Source organism: Bifidobacterium sp. UTCIF-39 (assembly GCF_006408715.1).
GTDB classification, from domain to species: domain Bacteria; phylum Actinomycetota; class Actinomycetes; order Actinomycetales; family Bifidobacteriaceae; genus Galliscardovia; species Galliscardovia tissieri.
The window spans coordinates 1-21,185 of sequence record NZ_JEOG01000027.1 but is presented as its reverse complement, the minus strand read 5'-3'; the positions used below and the strand labels follow the sequence as shown (position 1 = coordinate 21,185).

At 60.2% G+C, this 21,185-nt stretch carries 14 protein-coding genes; 8 read left to right on the top strand and 6 right to left on the bottom strand.

What is annotated here, in order from left to right; genetic code table 11:
- Nucleotides 1-3 precede the first annotated feature (3 nt).
- Entirely contained in the window at nt 4-3,456 is a 3,453-nt protein-coding gene (locus EP30_RS09790; protein WP_140558305.1) for a DUF4062 domain-containing protein, read from the bottom strand.
- Nucleotides 3,457-3,592: 136 nt separating this feature from the next.
- Between EP30_RS09790 and EP30_RS09785 the strand changes: the two genes are divergently transcribed.
- From EP30_RS09785 to EP30_RS09770, 4 genes are all read left to right on the top strand, one after another.
- Nucleotides 3,593-4,633 carry a 3-isopropylmalate dehydrogenase gene (locus EP30_RS09785; protein WP_094664839.1) on the top strand — a complete coding sequence of 347 codons (1,041 nt, stop codon included), beginning with the start codon at nt 3,593-3,595 and terminating at the stop codon, nt 4,631-4,633.
- Nucleotides 4,634-4,832: 199 nt separating this feature from the next.
- Nucleotides 4,833-5,735, top strand: a complete 903-nt coding sequence (locus EP30_RS09780; protein WP_140558303.1) for a TM2 domain-containing protein — start codon at nt 4,833-4,835, stop codon at nt 5,733-5,735.
- A gap of 59 nt (nt 5,736-5,794) precedes the next feature.
- Nucleotides 5,795-7,150: a biotin/lipoate A/B protein ligase family protein gene (locus EP30_RS09775; protein ID WP_140558301.1), complete on the top strand. Its 1,356-nt coding sequence runs from the start codon at nt 5,795-5,797 to the stop codon at nt 7,148-7,150.
- Between the two features lie 116 nt (nt 7,151-7,266).
- The gene (locus EP30_RS09770) at nt 7,267-8,418 is read left to right on the top strand and encodes a quinone-dependent dihydroorotate dehydrogenase (protein WP_140558299.1); all 1,152 of its coding nucleotides are present in this window, start codon (nt 7,267-7,269) and stop codon (nt 8,416-8,418) included.
- A 109-nt stretch (nt 8,419-8,527) separates the two neighbouring features.
- Here the strand turns inward: EP30_RS09770 and EP30_RS09765 are convergent, their stop codons facing one another.
- The 3 genes from EP30_RS09765 to EP30_RS09755 form a co-directional block, all read right to left on the bottom strand.
- On the bottom strand, nt 8,528-9,655 hold the full coding sequence (locus tag EP30_RS09765; protein ID WP_140558297.1) for an NADH:flavin oxidoreductase/NADH oxidase: 1,128 nt from the start codon (nt 9,653-9,655) through the stop codon (nt 8,528-8,530).
- Nucleotides 9,656-9,845: 190 nt separating this feature from the next.
- Nucleotides 9,846-12,086: a transglycosylase domain-containing protein gene (locus tag EP30_RS09760; protein ID WP_181160868.1), complete on the bottom strand. Its 2,241-nt coding sequence runs from the start codon at nt 12,084-12,086 to the stop codon at nt 9,846-9,848.
- A 184-nt stretch (nt 12,087-12,270) separates the two neighbouring features.
- Nucleotides 12,271-12,990 (bottom strand): Crp/Fnr family transcriptional regulator, encoded by a 720-nt coding sequence (locus EP30_RS09755; RefSeq protein ID WP_094664849.1) that lies wholly within the window; start codon nt 12,988-12,990, stop codon nt 12,271-12,273.
- A 516-nt stretch (nt 12,991-13,506) separates the two neighbouring features.
- On the opposite strand from EP30_RS09755, the gene EP30_RS09750 reads away from it, so the two are divergent.
- The 4 genes from EP30_RS09750 (at nt 13,507) to galK (ending at nt 18,694) form a co-directional block, all read left to right on the top strand.
- Entirely contained in the window at nt 13,507-14,250 is a 744-nt protein-coding gene (locus tag EP30_RS09750; RefSeq protein WP_094664871.1) for a polyprenol monophosphomannose synthase, read from the top strand.
- Between the two features lie 953 nt (nt 14,251-15,203).
- On the top strand, nt 15,204-16,007 hold the full coding sequence (locus tag EP30_RS09745; RefSeq protein WP_140558292.1) for a DeoR/GlpR family DNA-binding transcription regulator: 804 nt from the start codon (nt 15,204-15,206) through the stop codon (nt 16,005-16,007).
- A 2-nt stretch (nt 16,008-16,009) separates the two neighbouring features.
- A complete protein-coding gene (gene galT / locus EP30_RS09740; protein ID WP_094664873.1) occupies nt 16,010-17,260 on the top strand; it encodes a galactose-1-phosphate uridylyltransferase in 1,251 nt (416 codons plus the stop codon).
- A 186-nt stretch (nt 17,261-17,446) separates the two neighbouring features.
- Complete coding sequence (gene galK / locus EP30_RS09735; protein WP_094664853.1) at nt 17,447-18,694, top strand: galactokinase; 1,248 nt, start codon at nt 17,447-17,449, stop codon at nt 18,692-18,694.
- A 343-nt stretch (nt 18,695-19,037) separates the two neighbouring features.
- On the opposite strand, the gene EP30_RS09730 is transcribed toward galK, so the two are convergent.
- Nucleotides 19,038-20,402, bottom strand: a complete 1,365-nt coding sequence (locus tag EP30_RS09730; protein ID WP_140558290.1) for a PFL family protein — start codon at nt 20,400-20,402, stop codon at nt 19,038-19,040.
- Between the two features lie 90 nt (nt 20,403-20,492).
- Nucleotides 20,493-20,765: an ACT domain-containing protein gene (locus tag EP30_RS09725; RefSeq protein ID WP_094664857.1), complete on the bottom strand. Its 273-nt coding sequence runs from the start codon at nt 20,763-20,765 to the stop codon at nt 20,493-20,495.
- Nucleotides 20,766-21,185 lie beyond the last annotated feature (420 nt).

Sequence of the window (21,185 nt, the reverse complement as noted above, 5' to 3'; positions counted from 1 at the left end):
TCCTCAGAACCCGAGATGCCGCTTACGGAAGCGCATCATCTCCTGCATCATGATCTGCTGTCCGTCGACGCCGGAGTCCCGCCAGAACTGCTGGATTCTGGCCTCGGATATGTTCGGATCGTCCAGCAGCGCGTCCAGCATGTCCAATTGAGATGAACTAAGTGCTCTGAGCATGGCGTCATCGATATTGTCGGCCAATTGCTGCACACGTTCATCGATGATGATATCGCGTGTCTCTCCGGTCAGATTGGGAATATTCATGGCATCGAGCACTTGCGCAACGAAGTCTCTCATCGGATCCTGCTGTGTGTTTTGTTCCGCCATGGTGCTGTCTTTCCTTTGATCTTGATGTGATGAACGGATCTGATCAGAGGTGTTGACAGACCGCTGAGAACTTTTGCCGACGTTATCTGACTGCGTACTGGGAGTGATATGAATTGCTTCTCCGAACATTCTGGTGATATCGGACAATAGCGTCGTCACAATGGTCTCGTTGGCTCGTATGAATGCCAGCCCCTCCTTCGAGGAGGAAAGACGGTTGTACATGCGAACAAAATACGGTGCCAAATAGGAGACGTCATAATCGGGGTATCGGGTAACCAGCTCCCAGAAGACATCTAGAAACATCATGTCGGAGTTCTGATCCGGTGGCGGAGTCAATTGGTTGACTTCACAGCACCACGAATACAGCCCGTAATAGATGCACATGCCGTTGAGAACATCGGGATTCATATTGTTCTGGCCGACGGTCGCCAACAGGTCATACATGCGAACGAGGCATTCCTTGGTCTCTTGAATGCGCGGCGGCTTGGCGCGCAGACGGCAGCCTATGGCATCCTCAAACGCGCGGCAAGCGCACAGGAAGCATCGTACGGTGCGTTTTTCTCCGTAGGCGGTCATCCAAAGGTCGACATTGCCGTCATAATATCGAAGAGCAACGGTGATGTTCCCACGCCGTGCCTCGATATTTCCAGCCAGTTGCCGGAGATTCACAGTGGCGAAATCCGTGTTTGTCGTGTCGGTGGCCGCCAGTGCCAATCCCTTACGTACCAAGCGGAGCTTCTCGTCGTCATCCGTTGCGTAGTAGGCCTGTTTGCCATACATTACCACTCTCATTTGGAGTACTGTCTGGGGTGGCATTGTCTGCAATGACAGCTGTAGACGATCCATCAGCGCTTTGATATACGCGTAAGAATGAGATGACCGTAATGCATGGCCTAGGTCGTGGTTCGGGTTACCGCTATCCAGATTGATGAGCGTCAGCGCGTTCTGCTCTTGTCGGCATGTCGCGAACAGACGGTACAGCATCGAATCCTCGACATGCTCCGGATGCTCGTGTGCGGCTTCCTCGCTGATGAGAGCTTTGATGATGGGATATCGGTCATGGTAAGAAAGAACGGTGAATATGTCATCGACGCGGCCGGTCTCCCATAACAGTGGGATGAGTTCCCGTGCGGCTACGAGATCGTACGCGCTATGTTGTATGCGATTCATGAAATGATCGGCAAGGGCGTTGATCAGCGTTGTGCGAAGCGGGGAGGGGATCGGATTGGCCAGAGCCTTCCGAAGCGATGCGTGAGAGAGGTCCCATTCCCCATATGAACGATGAATGAACATATCTGGAACGAGCTGTCGCATCCAAGAGAGTTCAGCAACGTTGAAACCGTTGTGGACGATGCCCTGTGTGCGCAGCATCCGCATCAGTTCCCGAAGATCGTCATCACGCAGTCCGTGGCCGCTCAATGCGATCAGCCATAGTACGACATGGTGATCGCGGACATCGCCGTCAACGGTACGTACGGCTTTGCCAACGAGTTCGAGGAACAGATCTGTGATGTTGTGCGGTTGATGGCTGAGTCGTTCCAGAAGTTGGAAAGTGAGCGCGGAGATGGGGGAGAGCCCATTATTCCGCACGTCGTCGTCCGCTTCCGCGTAATCCGTCTGCGACAAGGTCAGCATGTTCCAGATCGTGAGTCTGATGTATAGCGCATTGGGGTGTAGCGTGCCATGATCGATCACTCGCATCAGAAAGTCCGGCACTGCAGCGGGAAGCTCCTTGTGAGCGTTTGCCGCGGTGCTCATGGCTATGGCCCGTACGTCATCACCGGTCAATGGCGGCATGATCATGGTGGCTCCGTCAATGCGGGGCAAATCTCGGTAGACGTCCTGTTCGTCCTGCGATGCCGTGGTGCAGATCACACGGCAGTTGTGGGGAAGATTGCCAGGAAGCCAGTCCAGCGGTGAAAACACATGGTTCGAAGTGAGCTGGTCCACGGCGTCGACCAGCAGGATGACCGGTCTATCCGCACAGACGGTCTGCAACAGATACGAGAATTTCCAGCGTTCCGCTTCGACGGAACCTTCCGCAAGATCGTTGCCAATCGTCGGTGTGTCCTCGATTAGACCGGCAGCGCGTGCGTGATCGAACAGGAGCTGTGAGCAATAGCGCAGCATGCCGGCAAACGACGATGTGACATAGGTCTGCCCGCAGAAGATTGTGATCACGCAACGGTCGGGGTAACGCGTGCGCAATTGCGACGAAACCTTGGCCACTAGCGCCGTTTTACCGGACCCTGATTCGCCGTGAATAATTAAAGCCCGATGGTCGGAGTGCTCACAGAAGTGCAACACGTTATCGACGAGCTGACTACGACCGGCGAACAATGCGGCCTGCCGTGCAGCGAACGCCTGCTGTATAGATGCAGATTGATGGGTGACGGTAAGGAAGGACGATTCATCCAGATCCTTAACCGAAGTGCGCGGTTTCGGGCCCCAAAGATTCGTAAGTCGTTCTATGACATCAGATATGACCATCTCGGCGAAACCGGCGAGATCGTAGGTGCCGTTTTCGTTGATCGTCACGTCGTAGTGTCGCGATGATTCGGGGAATTTGCGGTGTATGAGATCCTTCAGATGTTCCAGTCGAACCGCATCATCGCCCGTGCTTATGAAGTCATTCCTGTGGGATTCGTCCAACGATGAGATGTCGAGAATGGAACGGCTGTAGCACAGGAAAGTCTGATTGGTGACATCGCCATTGTCCAGGGCATGCAGGATCTCCAGCTCCGTCAGACTTCTGCCGGTCGGTAACGATGGATAGACGTTGCGTAATTCTCGTTCGGCCATGCCATCCAGTACATATCCGTATCGGTCCCCGAGCAGTGACAGGAAGAACGGCCTGCATCGGTCGATCTCATGCATGCAGGAATGCAGTACCTTACGTTCCTGCTCGTCTTCAGGCATGTCGCTGGTGTCGACACCCCACCGCAAATCAACCATGTCCACAACGGTGCCGTATTCGGCCGCGAATGCCCTCAGCCGTGGCAGCACGACATCGCGCAGCGTATCGCGCTCGATCTGCATGTCGCGGAAGGTGCTGGAAATGAAGATGGAGACGGGGGCTGGGGATTGCCATGGTCGTATCTCGCCGGCCGATGATGCAGATATTGATCGCATGACGTTCTTCTTCCGGAATTGATGCTGCTGTATTTGCCAGTGTAATGCGTCGGAACGGCAGGAGACAAGGCTATGCTCTGTCCACCAGACGGACTCCGGACGATGGTTTCAGACGGGCACACCTACCCTGTTGGGTATGGCAAATGACATCAAGACACTGAACATCGCCGTTATTCCCGGCGATGGCATCGGCAAGGAAGTCACCCCTGTCGCCCAGCAGGTGCTTGAAAAAGCGTCCGAAGGCGTCGTGAACTTCAACTACACCAACTTCGAACTCGGTGCCGAGCGTTACCTGCGCGACGGCGCGATCCTGCCCGACGATGAGCTGGAGGAGATCAAGAAGCAGGACGCCATCCTGCTGGGTGCCGTCGGCGACCCGCGCATCAAGGCCGGCATTCTGGAACGCGGTCTGCTGCTCAAGCTGCGCTTCGCACTCGACCAGTACGTGAATCTGCGTCCCACCAAGCTGTACAAGGGCGTCACCTCGCCGCTCGCCAACCCCGGCGACATCGACTTCGTGGTGGTGCGTGAGGGCACCGAAGGCCTGTACTGCGGTGCCGGCGGCGCAGTGCGCGTCAACACTCCCAACGAGGTGGCCACCGAGGTGTCCATCAACACGGCGTACGGCGTGGAGCGCGTGGTACGTTACGCATTCGATCTGGCCATGAAGCGCAAGAAGCACGTCACGCTCGTCCATAAGAAGAACGTGCTCATCAACGCCGGCGACATGTGGCAGCGCATCGTCGACAAGGTCGGCGAGGAATACCCCGAGGTCACGCACGACTATCTGCACATCGACGCCACCACGATCTTCCTGGTGTCGAACCCGAGTCGCTTCGACGTGATCCTCACCGACAATCTGTTCGGTGACATCATCACCGACGAGGCCGGTGCCGTGGTCGGCGGCGTGGGATACTCCGCCTCCGGCTGCATCAACGCCACGAACGAATACCCGTCGATGTTCGAGCCGATCCACGGTTCCGCCCCCGACATCGCCGGCAAGGGCATCGCGAATCCGACGGCCGCCGTGCTGTCCACCGCCATGCTGCTGCGTCACTTCGGCTACGACGAGGCCGCCGCGCGTATCGACGCCGCCGTCGAGGCCGACATCCAGGAGCTCGGCTCCACCAAGCGCAGCACCGAACAGGTCGGCAAGGACATCCTCGCCCGCCTGTAAGTCTGCGGTGGCGGACCGGTAGGAATCGGGCTGGTCAGCATCGCTACGTGCATTATCGTGATGGTCCGTGCGAATCCAAAACATCGGATTCGTACGGACCATTGTTGTATACGGAGTTGCGGAGTTACAGAATATGACAATGTGAGATCGGCACCGCATTTACAGCACAATGTTGCATCGGTCGGGTAGCGTGAGGAATATGACCTCATATAACGAGAATCCCAATCCGTTCGCCAACGGTCCCTCCGAATCAGACAATGCCGGTAACGCAGGCAATGACAACGTCGCGGGTGCCAGCGGCACTGGTGACAACGGCAGCGCCAATCCGTATTCCAGCGCCTACGGTCAGAATGATCAGAACGGCCAGACCGGTCAGTCCTCCTACGATCAGAATTACGGTTCGGCCGGCCAGACCGACCAGTCCACATATAGTCAGAATCCGTACAGCCAGAGTCCGTACGATCCTTCCGGTCAGACTAGTCAGGCTGATCAGGCGGCATACGACCAAAGTCAGGCTGGACAGAGCCAGTATGGGCAGAACGGACAGTCGTCGTACGGACAGAATCCGTACGATCAGAGTGGCCAGTCGGCGTACGGTCAGGCTCCATGCGGCCAGCAGTCCGGCACCAATCCGTACACTGGTAATCCGTATGATCAGAATCCGTATGGTCAGAACACGTACGGTCAGGGTTCGTACGCACAGAATCCGTATGCGCAGAGTCCGTACCAGTCCGCTCCGAACGCGGCGCAAACCCCCTATCAGCAGGCGCCTCAGCAGCCGTACACGCAGACCCCATATGCACAGGCCCCGCAGACGCCATACATGCAGCAGCCGTATCAGGCCTATCCGATCGGTGCCAAATCCAAGGTCGCCGCGGGCGTGCTCGGCATATTCCTCGGCTCGCTCGGCGTGCACAACTTCTATCTCGGCAACACCGGCAAGGCGGTGGCACAGCTGCTGCTCACGCTTGTCGGCTGGATCATCGTCATCGGCCCGTTCGTCGCCAGCGTATGGGGGCTGGTCGAGGGCGTCCTGATCCTGTGCTCGCAGTACGGATCGCCGTGGCATCGTGACGGCAACGGCTACGAATTACGTGACTGAGTATCGACCCGATCGAGTACTGACCCGACTGAGTACTGACATCAAGTGCGGAGAACCATATGCGGCAGACCGAAGAACGCGATGACGGCATGATTACGACACGGATCGTGACGGGCCGAGGCGAATGCAAAACGCCGAACGGCAAACTCGTGGCGGTATCCGTGCGTTGCGATGACGACGGCATTGTCGAAGCCCGCCTTGACGGCGATTTCCTGATCGACGATCTTGGCGACCACGGCCATGATGGCGATCACTGGCGTGGTGACAATCACAATGACGGCGACGATATGGCGTTGATCGCCGATCTGGAACGCACGATCATACGTCAGCACGTGCCAATCGACGAGTCGGGTTTCCGGGACGATGTGCGACGGGCCATCGACGATCATCCGAATTCCGAACTGATCGGCACCACCGCTGATGCGATCGTTGTCGCTACTTTGCGCGCGATCGCCGATGCGCGGAACATGGATATCGATTCTCGTGACACTGCTGACGGTCCTGCCAGTCCGGCCACGAACAATGCCAGTGCCGCCACCGCGCACAGTGACAGTGCCGCCACCGCTACCGCGAACGCTCCCCACCCCGCTCCCGATACACTCTCCGACCGCTGGCACGATCTCGCCCTGCACGTCGTACAGGATCCACAGCCGTATTCGCCGCCCATGCAGATGGCGCTCGATCAGGTGATCGCCCAGGCGGTGGCCGCCGGCGATCAGCCGCCGACACTGCGCTTCTGGAACTGGGGAGGGCCAGCCGTGGTCATCGGCGCCTATCAGTCCGTCGACGGGGAAGTGGACGAGGTCGAGGCCGTACGTGAGGGATTCACCGTGGTCCGACGCATCACCGGCGGCGGTGCCATGTTCGTCCGTCCGGACGACACCATCACCTACTCGCTGTATGTACCCGAATCGTTCACACACGGACTCGACGCCGTGGAATCCTACCGACTCTGCGACGAATGGGCGTTCTCCGCACTGCACGCGCTGGGCATTCCCGCCGTACATCAGCCGATCAACGACATCGCCACACCGTCCGGCGGCAAGATCGGCGGTGCCGCACAGCGACGATTCCGTGGAAAGTCAGGCGCCCCCGGCTGCATCCTGCATCACGTGACCATGGCCTACCGCATCGACGGCGAAGCCATGAGCCGAATCCTGCGCATCTCCAAGGAAAAACTCAAATACAAGGTCAACGAGGTCAAGGCCGTCGCATCGGCGAACAAACGTGTGCAGCCGCTCGCCACGCAGACCGCACTAAGCCGTGACCAGATCATCCGCGGCATGGCCGATCATGCGCTCGCGACCATTTCCGGCGCGCGACCCGGCATCATTCCGGACTCGGTGCTGGTGCAGGCGCGGTCCCTTGCCCGGAGCAGATTCTCCGATTCGGATTGGACCCATCGCATCCCCTGAGTCGCATCCCTAAGTCCCCTGATCTGGCTGATCCAACGACCGGCATCCCCGCCCGATTTCACCGTCATTCATCGTCAATATGGCATCTCCATCCGCAAGCGTGTAAAAATGACGGTATGAGTTACGTGTCGCAGTCGCCAGTTCATAACGCCGTCAACAATGTCAGCACCAATCTGTTCTCCTTCGCCTACAAGAACGTCGCCAAGAAGGCGTTCTTCGCCATGCCGCCGGATCAGGCGCACGAGGCGATGATCTCCGGATGCGCATTGGCGGGCAAGGTGCCGCCGCTGATGTGGATGCTGCGCGAGATGCTCGACTACACGGATCCCGCACTCGAAACCGAAGTGATGGGCGTGAAATTCCACAATCCGTTCGGCCTGTCCGCCGGACTCGACAAGGACTGCCAGCTGCCCGCCGTGCTCGACGCCGCAGGATTCGGTTTCGAGACGTTCGGTTCCACCACGGCCCGCCCGTGCGCCGGCAATCCGCGCCCGTGGTTCCACCGTCTGCCCGAATACGGGTCGATGATGGTACATGCGGGACTGGCGAATCAGGGTTCGGCGAAGGTGATCGCCCGCGCCGAGAAGGCGTACACGAACGCGAAGACGTTGCGCATGTCCGCATCCCTCGCCCGTACGAACGACAAGTTGGTGGGCGACCTTGACGAAGGCATCGCCGACTACCGTACGTCGTTGGAACGCGCGGTCGGCCGCACCGACATGATCGAGATCAACGTCTCCTGCCCGAACACCATGGCCGGCGAGCCGTTTACCAGCGATCCGAAGAATCTTGATCGTCTGTTCACCGCGCTCGACGAAGTGAGCCGTCCGCAGCCCACGCTGGTCAAGATGCCGTTGAACAAATCATGGGACGAGATGACCGCGCTGCTCGACGTGCTGGCCAGGCACAACGTACAGGGCGTGTCCCTGGCGAATCTGCAGAAGGATCGCACCGGAATGGACGACATCCCCAAGGACTGGAAGGGCGGCCTGTCCGGCGTGCCCTGCAACCGTGCCAGTACCGAACTCGTGGCGCGCGTATACCGCGACTACGGCGACCGATTCGCCATCGCCGGCATCGGTGGTGTGTTCACGCCGGAGCAGGCGTACGCGAAAATCCGTGCAGGCGCGAGCCTGATCATGTTCATTTCGTCGCTGATGTACGTGGGGCCGCAGAACATCACCACGTTGAAGCGCGGTCTGGTGGACCTGCTTCACGCCGACGGCTTCGACAACGTGCAGCAGGCGGTCGGCATCGACGTGCGCTGAAATGTGCTAAATGACGATCAGCCCGATCAGGCGGTCATCCGGCCGGCCGATCGGGCTGATCTGTGCAGTGGCTCAGTGAGTCACTGATTATCACTCATCATGCAATCGATCAGTACGCGCCACGCACATACTGATCCGGATATCCCGCCGCCTCCCGGCTGAGACCGAGCTTGTACGCGGCACGCAACGGCCAATACGGATTGCGCAAAGCCGCGCGTCCGATCTCCACGGCATCCGCATACCCATGGTTCACGATCTTGTCGGCCTGCTTGGCCTTGGTGATCAGACCAACGGCGGTGGTGCGAATATCCGCATGCTTGCGCACCTCCGACGCGAACGGCACCTGATATCCCGGCTCGGCCGGAATCGTCACGCCGGCGATGATGCCGCCCGTGGACACGTCGATCAGATCGACGCCATGACTACGCAACGCCCGCGCCACGGCGATGGTCTGATCCAGATCCCAGCCGCCGGCCGCCCAGTCGGTCGCGGAAATACGCACGAGCAGCGGGGCATTGTCCGGCATCACACTGCGCACGGCATCGGACACCTCGATCAGCAGACGCATACGGCCAGTGAGATCACCGCCATACTCGTCAGTGCGCTCATTGGTCAGCGGATCAAGGAACTCACTAAGCAGATAGCCGTGCGCGGCATGGATTTCGATGGCCTGGAATCCGGCGCGGATCGCACGATCCGCCGCGGCACGGAACTGTTCGATGATGCCACGGATCTCATCCGTGGCCAGTTCACGCGGCGTCGCATATTCGCCGAACGCAATGGGGGAGGGGGCCACGGTCTCCCATCCACCGGCATCCAGCGGCACGCTCTGTCCCTCATATCCCACGGCGAAACTGCCCGTGGAGCCCTTACGGCCCGAATGATTGAGCTGCACGGCAGGCACCGCGCCGGCGTCACGAATGCCGTCGACGATCCAACGCCACGCCTCCACCTGATCCTCATTCCACAGCCCCACATCGTTGGGGGAGATACGGCCCTCAGGGCTTACCGCGGTGGCCTCGGCGATGACCATGCCGAAACCGCCGAGCGCTCGCGATACGTAGTGCTGGTAGTGGAACGGCGTGGGCTTGCCGTCCTGGGCGAACGCCGAATAGGTATCCATCGGCGGGAGCCATACGCGGTTGCGGATTTCCAGTCCGCGCAGGGTGAGCGGGTCGAAAAGATGCGGTCGGGTGTTCTTCCTGGATCGTTTGGTGGTTCGTTTATCAGCTGCCATGATAATTCGCTTTCGTTGGTTGTACGGCTGCCGCCGCTGGCACGCCTGCCCCCTCTCATGCCGACTTCGGCAATACAAAACAGGCGTAGGATTACTACCCTACGCCTGTTTTACCATATTGACGATCGTGAGCCGTCACCGGTTTCCGGACTCGGTCCGGATTCGACTTCCGGTGCCGGGACGGAGGGGATCACTGACCGTCTGTTGTTTCGCCCGTCGTTCCGGTGTTCCCGTCCGTCGTTCCGGTGGTCCCGCTCGTCCCGGAGTTGGAATTCGTACTGTTCGAACGCGTGCTCGAACTTGACCTCTTCTTCGTCGTCGTGGACGATGACGAACCGCCGCTCGTGCGGATCATGTTCGGATCCGGATTGCCGTAATCGTTGTTCTGCGGAATGTTGGCGGAATTCAGGTAGTTCTCCATGAACTCCTTCCACGTCGGCAGTGCGATATCGGCACCGTACCAGGACGAACGATACACGCCGTTGATCGTGCCCTTGAGCGAGACGCCCGAGTTCTCGGCGTTGGTGATCAGCGCGAACGCGGCCACCTGCGGCACGAATCCGGACGTTGCCAGCTGCGTCTGCTCGCTCGTACCGGTCTTGGCGAACGTCTTGCGTCCGTTCGACAGCTGTGCGTCCTTGGCCACGCCCTGCGTGACGTTGAGGTTCATGGCGTAGGCGGTGGTCTGCGCCACCTCGGAGGAGATGGCCTGATGGCAGTCGGCGCTGGGCACCTTGTAGTTCTTGCCGGCGCTGTCGGTCACCTTGGTCAGGGCGATCGGCGTGCAGGCCACGCCGTTGCCGGCGATGGTGGCGTACACGTTGGCCATGGTCAGCGGCGACGACGGTTCCGTACCGATCACCATCGACGGGTTGTACGTGGTGATGTCGGTGCCATCCGCACGGTGGTATCCCATGGTCTTGGCCATGTCGGCGATGGACTTCAGACCGATGCGCTGCGCCATGGACACCTGCGTGGTGTTGTGCGACTGGTTGAGCGCCTGCAGCGGTGTCTCCGGGTTCACGGTGCCGCCGCCCGAGTTCTGCACATCGAACACGCCGGATCCGTTGGCATCGGGGATGGTCCGGTACGAGTAGTGCATACTGGTCGCCAGCGGTTCGTTGGCGGAGTTGCCGGCGTTGATCCATGCGGCGAAGTTGATGGGCTTCCACGTGGAACCGACCTGGAAGCCGGAGCCACCGCCGTCCTTGTAGTCGACGGCGTAGTTCACGGAGGTTCGCGTGGTGCCGGGGGCGCCGTTGACGTCGTAGGTGCGGTTCTGCGCCAGTGCGAGCACTTCGCCGGTGCCCGGACGGATTGCGGCGAGAATATTCTCGTAGCCACTGGGATCATCCTCCGGCAGGTTGTCGCGCACGGCGGTCCACGCGGAGTTCTGCGCGTTCACGTCAAGCGTGGTGTAGATGTTGAGGCCGCCCTGCCTGATGAGCTGGCGACGCTCCTTCAGCGTTTCGCCGAACACCTTGGAGTTCTCGATCTGACGGATCGCGTAGTCGCAGAAGTATGCGGCGTTGCCGGCCGCCTGGCAGCCGACGGACACGTCCTGCACATGCAGGGTGTCGGCGATCGGGATCTTCTTGGCGGCGTCGGTTTCGCTCTTGTCGACGAAGCCCCACTGGCTCATCAGATCAAGCGTGATGTTGCGCTGCTTCTCCGACTCCGTCGGATTCACGGTCGGATCGTAGTTGGCGGGGTTCTTGGTGATGGCCGCGATCGTGGCGGACTCCACCAGATTCAGCTCGGACGCGCTCTTGGAGAAGTAGTGTCGGGCGGCGGTCTCCACACCGTATACGCTCTTGCCGAACTGTGCGATGTTGAGGTAGCCCTGCAGAATCTCCTGCTTGGAATACTTCTTTTCGAGTTCCACGGAGATGAGCATCTCGCGCAGCTTGCGGGCGATCGTCTCCTCCTGCGCGTGATAGGCCTCGATCGGATCGTTGTCCTCGAGGGCCTGATCGATGAGGATGTTCTTCACGTACTGCTGGGTAAGGGTCGATCCTCCCTGGGTGTCGCCCTTCTTCACGTATGTCTGCACGAACGCTCGTGCGATGCCCTGCGGGTCGATGCCGCTGTGATCCCAGAAACGGTGGTCCTCACGTGCCACCACGGCCTTCTGCATGTAGTCCGAAATGTTCTTCAGCGGCACGATGATACGGTTCTGCTCATAGAACGTCGCCAGCACGGTGGTGCCATCGGACGCGTACATGCGTGACTGCTGTGGCAGGTCGGCCAGATCGAAGTCGATGTCTTCGGCCTTCAGCGAGGATGTCAGGCTCTTGGTCATGGCGTTCGCACCCATGACGGCGGGCAGCAGGAATCCGGAGGCCACCACGCCGCCTGCGACGCAGAACATGATGTAGGCAAGGATCAGCGTGAACACACGACGAGCTGTCTTTGGTTTCTTTTCGGGCATGGTGCCCATTGTAAAGTGGTGGGCCTACCTTTCGACTATTCGATTGCAATCTTCACGGCACTGTCATTCCCGCAAAATTCGCTGGGAATACGCTGATGCGCCGTACGGGTGGATGGGCCGATACGCCGTACTGACGTCTTGCCGATGTGCCGTGCGATTGCCTTGCTGGTGTGATGCAGATGCGCTACTGATGCGCTCGGCGGATCAGCTTGCCCGGCTGGTAGATGATGATCGTCCTGCCCCTGCGGGAGATCCACCCACGCTGCGTAAATTCCATCAGCGCCTTGTTCACCGTCTCGCGAGAGGCGCCCACCAACTGCGCCATCTCCTCCTGCGTCAGATCGTGCGGCACCACCAGACCGTCCTCGCTGGGCTCGCCGAAACGCTGCGCCAAATCGATGAGCGTCTTCGCCAGTCGTCCGGGAACGTCCATGAACACCAGATCGGCGATGCGTTCGTTATTGAGTCGTGCGCGATTGCCCATCACCTGCAGCATGTCGATGGCAACGCGGGGGTGCTCGTCGAGCCAGGCGAACAGTGCGGCGCGCTCCAGCGAGGCGACGATCGTGCCGTTGGTCATGACGATAGCCGACGCCGTACGGGGGCCGCCGGTCGGATCGAATACGGGAATCTCGCCGAGCAGCTCGCCGCGTCCGGTGATCGACAGCAGATGAATGCGGTGGTCGGTCGACTCTCGCGTGAGCTTCACTCGACCCGTCTCCACCAGATACATACGGTGGTCCGTATCCCCCTCGTGGAATATGGCGTCACCCTTGGAATAATAGCGTCGTTGGAGATGCGGCAGCAGCTGGTCGGCCTCTTCGGGGCGCACCTGCTTGAACAGGGCGGTGTGAAGAAGGGCGTCGCGTTGGCTTTCCAGGTCGTCGGTAGCGCGAATCACCAAGCGTCAACCTCCATCGTTGAGTCCCGTATGATTTTTTCAATCTATTAGTCTAGCGCGCGCGGTGGGGGCCGAATATCCTGTTGAATGGATTTGCCAACGGAAAAACAGTCGGTAAACATCGGAAAACGATGTGCCGGTGACGGGCGGTTGTTGTTCCATGTACGCGCATGATAATGCATATATAAATATAAGGAATCGGATATGGCGAACACGACGGTTGCGGCGGGTGAGGACGACGATGAGAGGCGTCCGGTCGGATGTCCGGGGAACGATGTGAGCGTTTCGCATTGTGGAAGTCCAACGATTGACGTGAACAGTGGTTCGGGCGCTGATGACGACAATACGATTGTTGGGGATGGCGGTATGAGTGTTGGGGATGGCAGTGCGACCGTGACCGCTGGCGGTGTCGAGGATGTTGATGAAGGCTTCGTTGATGGTGGTGCCGGGGGTGCTGGCGCTGATGCCGCTGGTGTTGGTGATGCCGCTATCTCCGGCGGCGCCTCCGTTGTGGTGGTGATGCCCACGTACAACGAGAAGGACAATCTGCCCGTCACGATTCCCGCCGTGCTGCGACATTGCCCCGACGTGCACGTTCTGGTCGTCGACGACAATTCTCCTGACGGCACGGGCGATCTTGCCGACGCGATGGCCGACGACGATCCGCGCATCCATGTGCTGCACAGGGCGGGCAAGGGCGGACTTGGTCCTGCGTATCTGGCCGGTTTCCGGTGGGCATTGGATCGTGGATACGACGTGATCTGCGAGATGGATATGGATGGTTCGCATCGTCCGCAGGATCTGCCGCGATTGCTTGCCCCGTTGCTGGGGGTGAGCGGTCGTGGTGGGGCCGGAGCTCGGTATGCCGGGAGGGTTGATCTGGTGATCGGATCGCGGCGTGTGCGTGGCGGCCGTTCGGAGGGATGGCCGTGGTATCGCAATCTGATCTCATCATGCGGATCGCTGTATGCGCGTATCATGCTCGGCTCCCGCGTGCACGATATGACCGCCGGATTCCGTGCGTATCGTGCATCGATGTTGCGTTCTGTTCGTTTGAATGAGGTCGAAGCCGGCGGATACGTGTTCCAGATCGATATGACCCGACGTGTGCTGGCCGCTGGTGGCGTGATCCGGGAAGTTCCGATCGTCTTTCCGCAGCGCGTGCGCGGCGTTTCCAAGATGAGCTCGGCCATCGTGCTCGAGGCCATGTGGCGAGTCACCATCTGGGGATTGCAGCGCCTGATTCCGGCCCGACGTCGATAGGGCCCGACGCCGATAACGTGGGCCGGGGCGGTCCTCCTGATGGGAGGTGCCTGGACTCCCGTTTCTTCGCGGGTGAACTTCGTCCACAATGGTGCTTGCCGGGAGACGTCCGAATCGTTGCGCGCGACGAACAGTACGGTAGCAGTACGGAGTAAGGGGTGGTTCCTGCGTGGGGTGTCTGGATCGTTGATCTGGCTACGCCGGTTTTCCCTGATGGTGGTTCCCATGGCGGTGGCGTTCACCTCGGTTAATGGCGATGGCATGTGTCAGCTGCGGTTCTGTTGCGGACCCATTGCAAACCCGCAGCGAGGAGACTGCCTTGCTGCGGGTTGGTGTGATGTCCGTGACGGATCCGCAGTGTGGGTTGGGTTGTGTTGCGGGTCTGTTATCTGTTCGCGTCCAACCCGCAGTGAAGGATCCCGCTGTCTGCGGGTTGGTGTGGTGTTCGTGACTAATCCGCAGTTTGTCCGAGGCGGTGCTCTGCTCCTGCTGCGGGTTTGCGTCAGTTTCGTGACTGACCTGCAGCGGGGAGACTGCTTTGCTGCGGGTTGGTGTGATGTCCGTGACGAGCCCGCAGTGTGAGAGCGTGGGCTGTGGATTCATGATCTGCGGCATGACGACATATGCGTGGGCCGTTCGACTGGGATCAGTGGTGGTGCACCTTGTACGTTTTCGCAGTGCTTTGAACCCTCCGGCTACGTTGTGTCTGTGCACTGTCCCGAATCATGATCGGGGTTCGATGCGGTTACGTTGTGCTCCGACCCGGTGGCATGGCGTAACCGATGTTCGCTGGGTTATGGTGCGTGCCTTTTCCGTTCCGGATCGTAATCGCAGATCCCGCCGGTTGCGATCGGGTGCGGGTTGACGCGGGATCGTGTGGGATGCTGACGATCCGGCAAGAATAATGTTCGGTTGATTTTACTTTTTGATAGGTTGTGTGCGATAATGTTCGTATGATTTCCTCTCATAGACAACATGTGATCCTGAGCAGACTGCGCACGCGCGGTGCCGTTCGCATCACTGCGCTCAGCAAGGAGCTCGGCGTCTCATCAATGACGATCCGCCGAGACATCGCCGAGCTTGCGGATAAGGGGCTGCTCAAACGCGTGCATGGCGGAGCCGTGACCACCAGCACGTTGCTTGCCGAACCGTTGTTCTCCGTCAAGTCCCAGATGGACATCGGACTCAAGGACGCCATCGCGCGTGCCGCCGTCGAATATGTGTCGCCCGGCGATGTAATCGCCATCGGTGGTGGCACCACCGCGTACGTGTTCGCCCAGCATCTGCTGGAAAGCGAGAACTCGTCGGGAATCACCATCCTGACGAACTCGATTCCCGTGGCGGAACTCGTGCAGGCCATGGAAAACAAGGACGCTGAGGTGATCGTCACCGGTGGTGTGCTCACCCGATCCAACTCGCTCGTCGGACCGATCGCCGACAAGGTGATCTCATCGTTGCGTGTCAACACGCTGTTCCTCGGTACGCATTCGGTGTCCATGCCACGCGGATTCCTCACACCGAACTCGTTGGAATCGGCGACCGACGCTGCCCTGATCAACATCGCCGATCGACGGGTCGTACTGGCCGACCACACCAAGTGGGACAACACCTCACTGTCCATGTTCGCGAGTTTCGAGTCCATCGACGTACTGATTACTGACGATGGCTTGGAACCGAAATACGCCGAACAGGCCAAGGATTTGGTAAAAGATCTCGTTCTGGCCGCCCAGGACGAAACCGACAAGGAAAGAGAATAATGATGACAGAATTCGCGCAGTATGTTCCTGGCGAATATGCAAAGAAGCACATCCGCATCACTCCGACCACACTGGCCGACGGACGTGACTTCTTCTATCTCGACGATGATCCGGAATACGTTTCCGGAGCCAAGACCCGTGAGCTGACGGATCCTCGCGACCTGCCGTACCGCTTCAGCAACCAGCTCAACGCGGCCGGCGAGGAAGTGCCGTACGCGGCTCCCGAAATGCGTCGCGATCCGCTGACCGGCGACTGGATTCCCATGGCCACCGCCCGCATGAATCGACCGATCACCGCCGGCCCCGGCGCCACCGCGAAGGGCAATCCGCTGGCCGCGCGCAAGCCTGGCGATCCGTACCAGGACGGCGAGGTGCCGGATACCGACTACAACGTGGTCGTGTTCGAGAACCGCTTCCCGTCGATGGTGCGCGTGCCCGGCCGTAGCGAGGACGTCACGTTCGTGAACGACAACCCGCTGTGGGAGAAGAAGCTCGCTACGGGCCGTTGCGAGGTCATCTGCTTCGATCCCAACGAACACGGTCTGCCCGCCGATCTGCCGGTGTCCCGACTGCGCACGGTCGTTGAGGCCTGGGCGTTCCGCACCGCCGAGATCTCCAAGATGGAAGGCATCGAGCAGATCTTCCCGTTCGAGAACCACGGTGCCGAGATCGGCGTCTCGCTGGCCCATCCGCACGGTCAGGTGTACTGCTACCCGTTCATCGCCCCGAGGCTGGAAGCCGAACTCAAGCACACCGAGGCCTACCACGAGAAGACCGGCGGCAACCTGCTCAAGGACCTCATGAACGCCGAGATCGAAGCCGAGGAGCGCGTGGTGCTGCGCAACCACAGCTGGGTCGCCTACGTGCCGGCCGCCGCCCGCTGGCCTCTCGAGGTGCATGTCGCCCCGGTGCGCGACGTGCTCACGCTCGACGAGCTCAACGACCAGGAACGCTGGGATCTGGCCCAGATGTACTCCACGCTGCTCAAGCGAGGCAACGCATTCTTCGACAAGGGCGACGGCAAGGGCATGGATCTGCCGTACATCGCCGCCTGGCATCAGGCTCCGATCCACGATCCGCGTCGCGCGAACTACCGCCTGAACCTGCAGTTCTTCAGCTTCCGCCGCGCCGCCAACAAGATCAAGTACCTTGCCGGCTCCGAGTCGGGCATGGCCGCATGGATCTCCGACACCACGCCGGAACTCATCGCCAAGCGCTTCCACGAACTCGGCCCCATCGACATCGAAGGCTGATCGTCGCACATAATCGTCGCATACATCCGTATGCATCAATGGTCACGCGGACCGGGTTCCGATTACGATTATCGGACTCGCCCGGTCCGCGTGAATCATTTTTCCGGTTATCGTGACCATGAAGCCGCACCGTTGCGGCACGCTCATCTATCCATTCTGTCCATCCAAGGAAGGAATAATCACATCATGACCAACGTCGAATTCATCGCCCCGATCGATGCTGAGGACGGCGTCGCCCGCGCGACCGAGCTGTTCAAGGCCGCGTACGGCGAAGAACCCGAAGGCGTATGGAGCTCGCCCGGCCGCGTCAACCTGATCGGCGAACACACCGACTACAACGCCGGTCTGTGCCTGCCCATCGCCCTGCCACACCGCACGTACATCGCGCTCAAGCCCCGCACCGACACCGCCGTGCGCGTCGTCTCCGACATCAAGCCCGACGACGTCGTATCCGCCGACCTCGACGGACTGCAGGCCCGCGGCGTCGACGGCTGGGCCGCCTACCCGGTCGGCGTGGCCTGGGCGCTGCGCGAAAAGGGCTTCAACGTGCGCGGATTCGACGCCGCCTTCGTCTCCTGCGTGCCGCTCGGCAGTGGTCTGAGCTCCTCCGCAGCCATGACCTGCTCCACCGCGCTCGCCCTCGACGACGTGTACGGTCTCGGCTACGGCCAGTCCGACGCCGGCCGCGTCACCCTGATCAACGCCGCCATCAAGTCCGAAAACGAAATGGCCGGCGCATCCACCGGCGGACTCGACCAGAACGCTTCCATGCGCTGCACCGAAGGCCACGCCCTGCTGCTCGACTGCCGCCCCGAACTCACCCCGCTCGAGAATGTCTCCCAGCAGCCGTTCGACCTCAAAGCCAACAAGCTCGAACTGCTCGCCCTCGACACCCAGGCTCCGCATCAGCTCAACGACGGCCAGTACGCCGAACGACGCGCCACTTGCGAGAAGGCCGCCGAAATCCTCGGCGTGGCCAACCTGCGCGTGACCGCCGACGCCATCCGCGAGGCCGACGATCCGGAACAGGCGCTGCAGGACGTGCTCGACGCCCTACCCGACGAGAACATGAAGAAGCGTGTGCGCCACGTCGTCACCGAAATCGAACGCGTGCGTGAATTCGTCAAGGCCTTCGCCGAAAACGACATCGAGGAGGCCGGACGCTTGTTCAACGCATCCCACGACTCCCTCGCCGTCGACTACGAGGTCACCGTGCCCGAGCTCGACGTGGCCGTGGACGTGGCCCGTCGCAACGGCGCCTACGGTGCCCGTATGACCGGCGGCGGCTTTGGCGGCTCCATCATCGCGCTCGTCGACGCCGGTCGTTCCGAAGAGGTCGCACAGAAGATCGCCGACGAATTCGCGGCCCGTGGCTTCCATGCCCCACGCGCGCTCGCCGCCTACGCCGCCCCCAGCTCCGCGCGCAACGCGTGAGGTGCGCTGTTGGTGTGAGTCCCCACCGTTAGTGTGAGCCTCGCCATTAGTGTGCGCCCTGCCGCTAGTGTGAGCTCACACTAACGCCACAGGCCCCCAAAACGTTGAAATTCCAACACCCCCATTTTTTAGTGTGATCACACTAAGGAGTGGGGGTGCTTAGTATTCGGGCAGATTTTGGAATATGGGATTGATGTGACTGATAAACAAATGATGCCTGAGCTCAAAAAGCTATTGAGCTCAGGCATCGGTTTCGATCTTTACGATCCCCTATTTACCACATTTCTGCAGTCTACAGTTCCGCAGTTGCAGTCCGCACCTCCGTCCCGCAGTTCTGCAGTCCTTAGTTCTTGAAGCTGTGGATCGGGGCGGGGATGCGGCCGCCGCGCGTCACGAACGCCTCGCACGAGGTCTGGTTCACCGGCATGATCGGCGCGTAGCCCATCAGGCCGCCGAAGTTCGCCATCTCGCCCACGCCCTTGCCGGCCACGGGGATCACGCGCACGGCGGTGGTCTTCTGATTCACCATGCCGATGGCCGCCTCGTCGGCGATCATGCCGGAGATCGTGGCCGCGGACGTGGCGCCAGGAATGGCGATCATGTCGAGACCGACCGAGCACACGCAGGTCATGGCCTCGAGCTTTTCGATCGTCAGGCAACCGGAACCGGCCGCGTCGATCATGTTCTTGTCCTCGGAGACGGGGATGAACGCGCCCGACAGACCGCCCACGTAGGACGACGCCATGATGCCGCCCTTCTTCACCTGATCGTTGAGCATGGCCAGAGCCGCCGTGGTACCCGGCGCGCCCACCTGCTCCAGACCGATCTTCTCAAGTACTTCGCCCACCGAATCGCCCACGGCCGGGGTCGGCGCGAGCGACAGATCGATGATGCCGAACGGAATGCCCAGACGACGCGAGGCCTCCTGCGCCACCAGCTGACCCACACGCGTGATCTTGAACGCGGTGCGCTTGATCGTCTCGCACAGGAACTCGAAGTCACGTCCGACCGCGGCATCCAGCGCGCGGGACACCACGCCCGGTCCGGACACGCCCACGTTGATCACAGCATCGCCCTCAGTCACGCCGTGGAAACCGCCGGCCATGAACGGGTTGTCGTCCGGCACGTTGCAGAACGCCACGAACTTCACGCAGCCGTAGGAATCGTTGTCGCGCGTGAGCTCGGCGGTGTCCTTGATGACGTGGCCGAGCAGTTCCACGGCGTTCATGTCGATGCCGGTCTTGGTGGAGCCCACGTTCACGGACGAGCACACCAGATCGGTTTCGGACAGTGCCTTGGGCAGGGAGCGGATGAGCAGTTCCTCGGCCGGCGTCATGGCCTTGGACACGAGCGCCGAGTAGCCGCCGATCAGGTCCACGCCCACGGTCTTGGCCGCACGGTCGAGCGCGTGCGCGATCTTTACGAAGTCGTCGCTGGTCTTGCAGGAGCTGGCACCCACGAGCGAGATCGGGGTGACGGTGATGCGCTTGTTGACGATCGGGATGCCGTAGTCGCGGCTGATCTCCTCGCCGGTCTTCACCAGATCCTTGGCGTAGGAGGTGATCTTGTTGTAGATGTTGTCGCAGACGGTGTCCACGTCGGCGGCCGCGCAGTCGAGCAGGCTGATGCCCATCGTGATCGTGCGCACGTCGAGCTTCTCCTGCTCGATCATCTGATTGGTCTCGTGGACCTCCATGATATTCAGCATGGTGTGCAAATCCTTTCGATGCTGATTCGGCGCTGATTCGGCTCTGATACGGATCAGTTCGGATCAGACGGTGGTTGATGATCGTGATGATCAGACGCGGTGCATCTTGGTGAAGATTTCCTCGCGCTGGCAGCGGATGCGCACACCGATGTCGTCGCCGAGGTCCTCGAGGTTGCCGACCATGGCGCTGAAGTCCTTGTCGGATTCGGAGTAGTCGACGATCATCATCATGTTGAAGAATCCGTCGATGATGGTCTGGGAGATGTCGAGCACGTTCACGTGGTGCTTCGAGAGGTAGGTGCAGACGCGGGCGATGATACCGACCGTATCCTGACCGACGACGGTGATGATTGCCTTGTTCATGAAGTTCCCCTTAAGGCCGACGTAAGAAAATACAGACTTTTCCATTTTACCGGGTGTGCGAGGGGCCGGGGTACGGCGTCTCATTAGGCCGCGCCGGCAGCCGTGCCGAACCCGCGTCGGCAGCTGTGCAAACAGATGACCCCCAAGTCTGGAAGGTGCCCTCCAAAACAAGGAGATAACGACGGTAGAGTGGGTCATCATCACGTCCATGAATATCGTCTGCCCTCAGAATTCTCATCCCCTCGTAAGTAAAGAGTTCATGTACGCCCCCATATTTGGCATCCGCTAAGAGTATTCTGTGGAAAGGTGCAATCGGCGGATGCGGTTGCAAATTTGATGGACCTGACTGTTTGCCTTCCTAGGTGGGTGAAAGAGAGAACATGACTGTATCGGATTTATTGCGTGCGCTTAAGCGACACT

Bases quoted from the DNA above. Each gene is read 5' to 3' on its own strand.
- EP30_RS09790 (WP_140558305.1), bottom strand. From the start codon at position 3,456: ATGCGATCAATATCTGCATCATCGGCCGGCGAGATACGACCATGGCAA.
- EP30_RS09785 (WP_094664839.1), top strand. From the start codon at position 3,593: ATGGCAAATGACATCAAGACACTGAACATCGCCGTTATTCCCGGCGAT.
- EP30_RS09780 (WP_140558303.1), top strand. From the start codon at position 4,833: ATGACCTCATATAACGAGAATCCCAATCCGTTCGCCAACGGTCCCTCC.
- EP30_RS09775 (WP_140558301.1), top strand. From the start codon at position 5,795: ATGCGGCAGACCGAAGAACGCGATGACGGCATGATTACGACACGGATC.
- EP30_RS09770 (WP_140558299.1), top strand. From the start codon at position 7,267: ATGAGTTACGTGTCGCAGTCGCCAGTTCATAACGCCGTCAACAATGTC.
- EP30_RS09765 (WP_140558297.1), bottom strand. From the start codon at position 9,655: ATGGCAGCTGATAAACGAACCACCAAACGATCCAGGAAGAACACCCGA.
- EP30_RS09760 (WP_181160868.1), bottom strand. From the start codon at position 12,086: ATGCCCGAAAAGAAACCAAAGACAGCTCGTCGTGTGTTCACGCTGATC.
- EP30_RS09750 (WP_094664871.1), top strand. From the start codon at position 13,507: ATGCCCACGTACAACGAGAAGGACAATCTGCCCGTCACGATTCCCGCC.
- EP30_RS09745 (WP_140558292.1), top strand. From the start codon at position 15,204: ATGATTTCCTCTCATAGACAACATGTGATCCTGAGCAGACTGCGCACG.
- galT (WP_094664873.1), top strand. From the start codon at position 16,010: ATGACAGAATTCGCGCAGTATGTTCCTGGCGAATATGCAAAGAAGCAC.
- galK (WP_094664853.1), top strand. From the start codon at position 17,447: ATGACCAACGTCGAATTCATCGCCCCGATCGATGCTGAGGACGGCGTC.
- EP30_RS09730 (WP_140558290.1), bottom strand. From the start codon at position 20,402: ATGCTGAATATCATGGAGGTCCACGAGACCAATCAGATGATCGAGCAG.
- EP30_RS09725 (WP_094664857.1), bottom strand. From the start codon at position 20,765: ATGAACAAGGCAATCATCACCGTCGTCGGTCAGGATACGGTCGGTATC.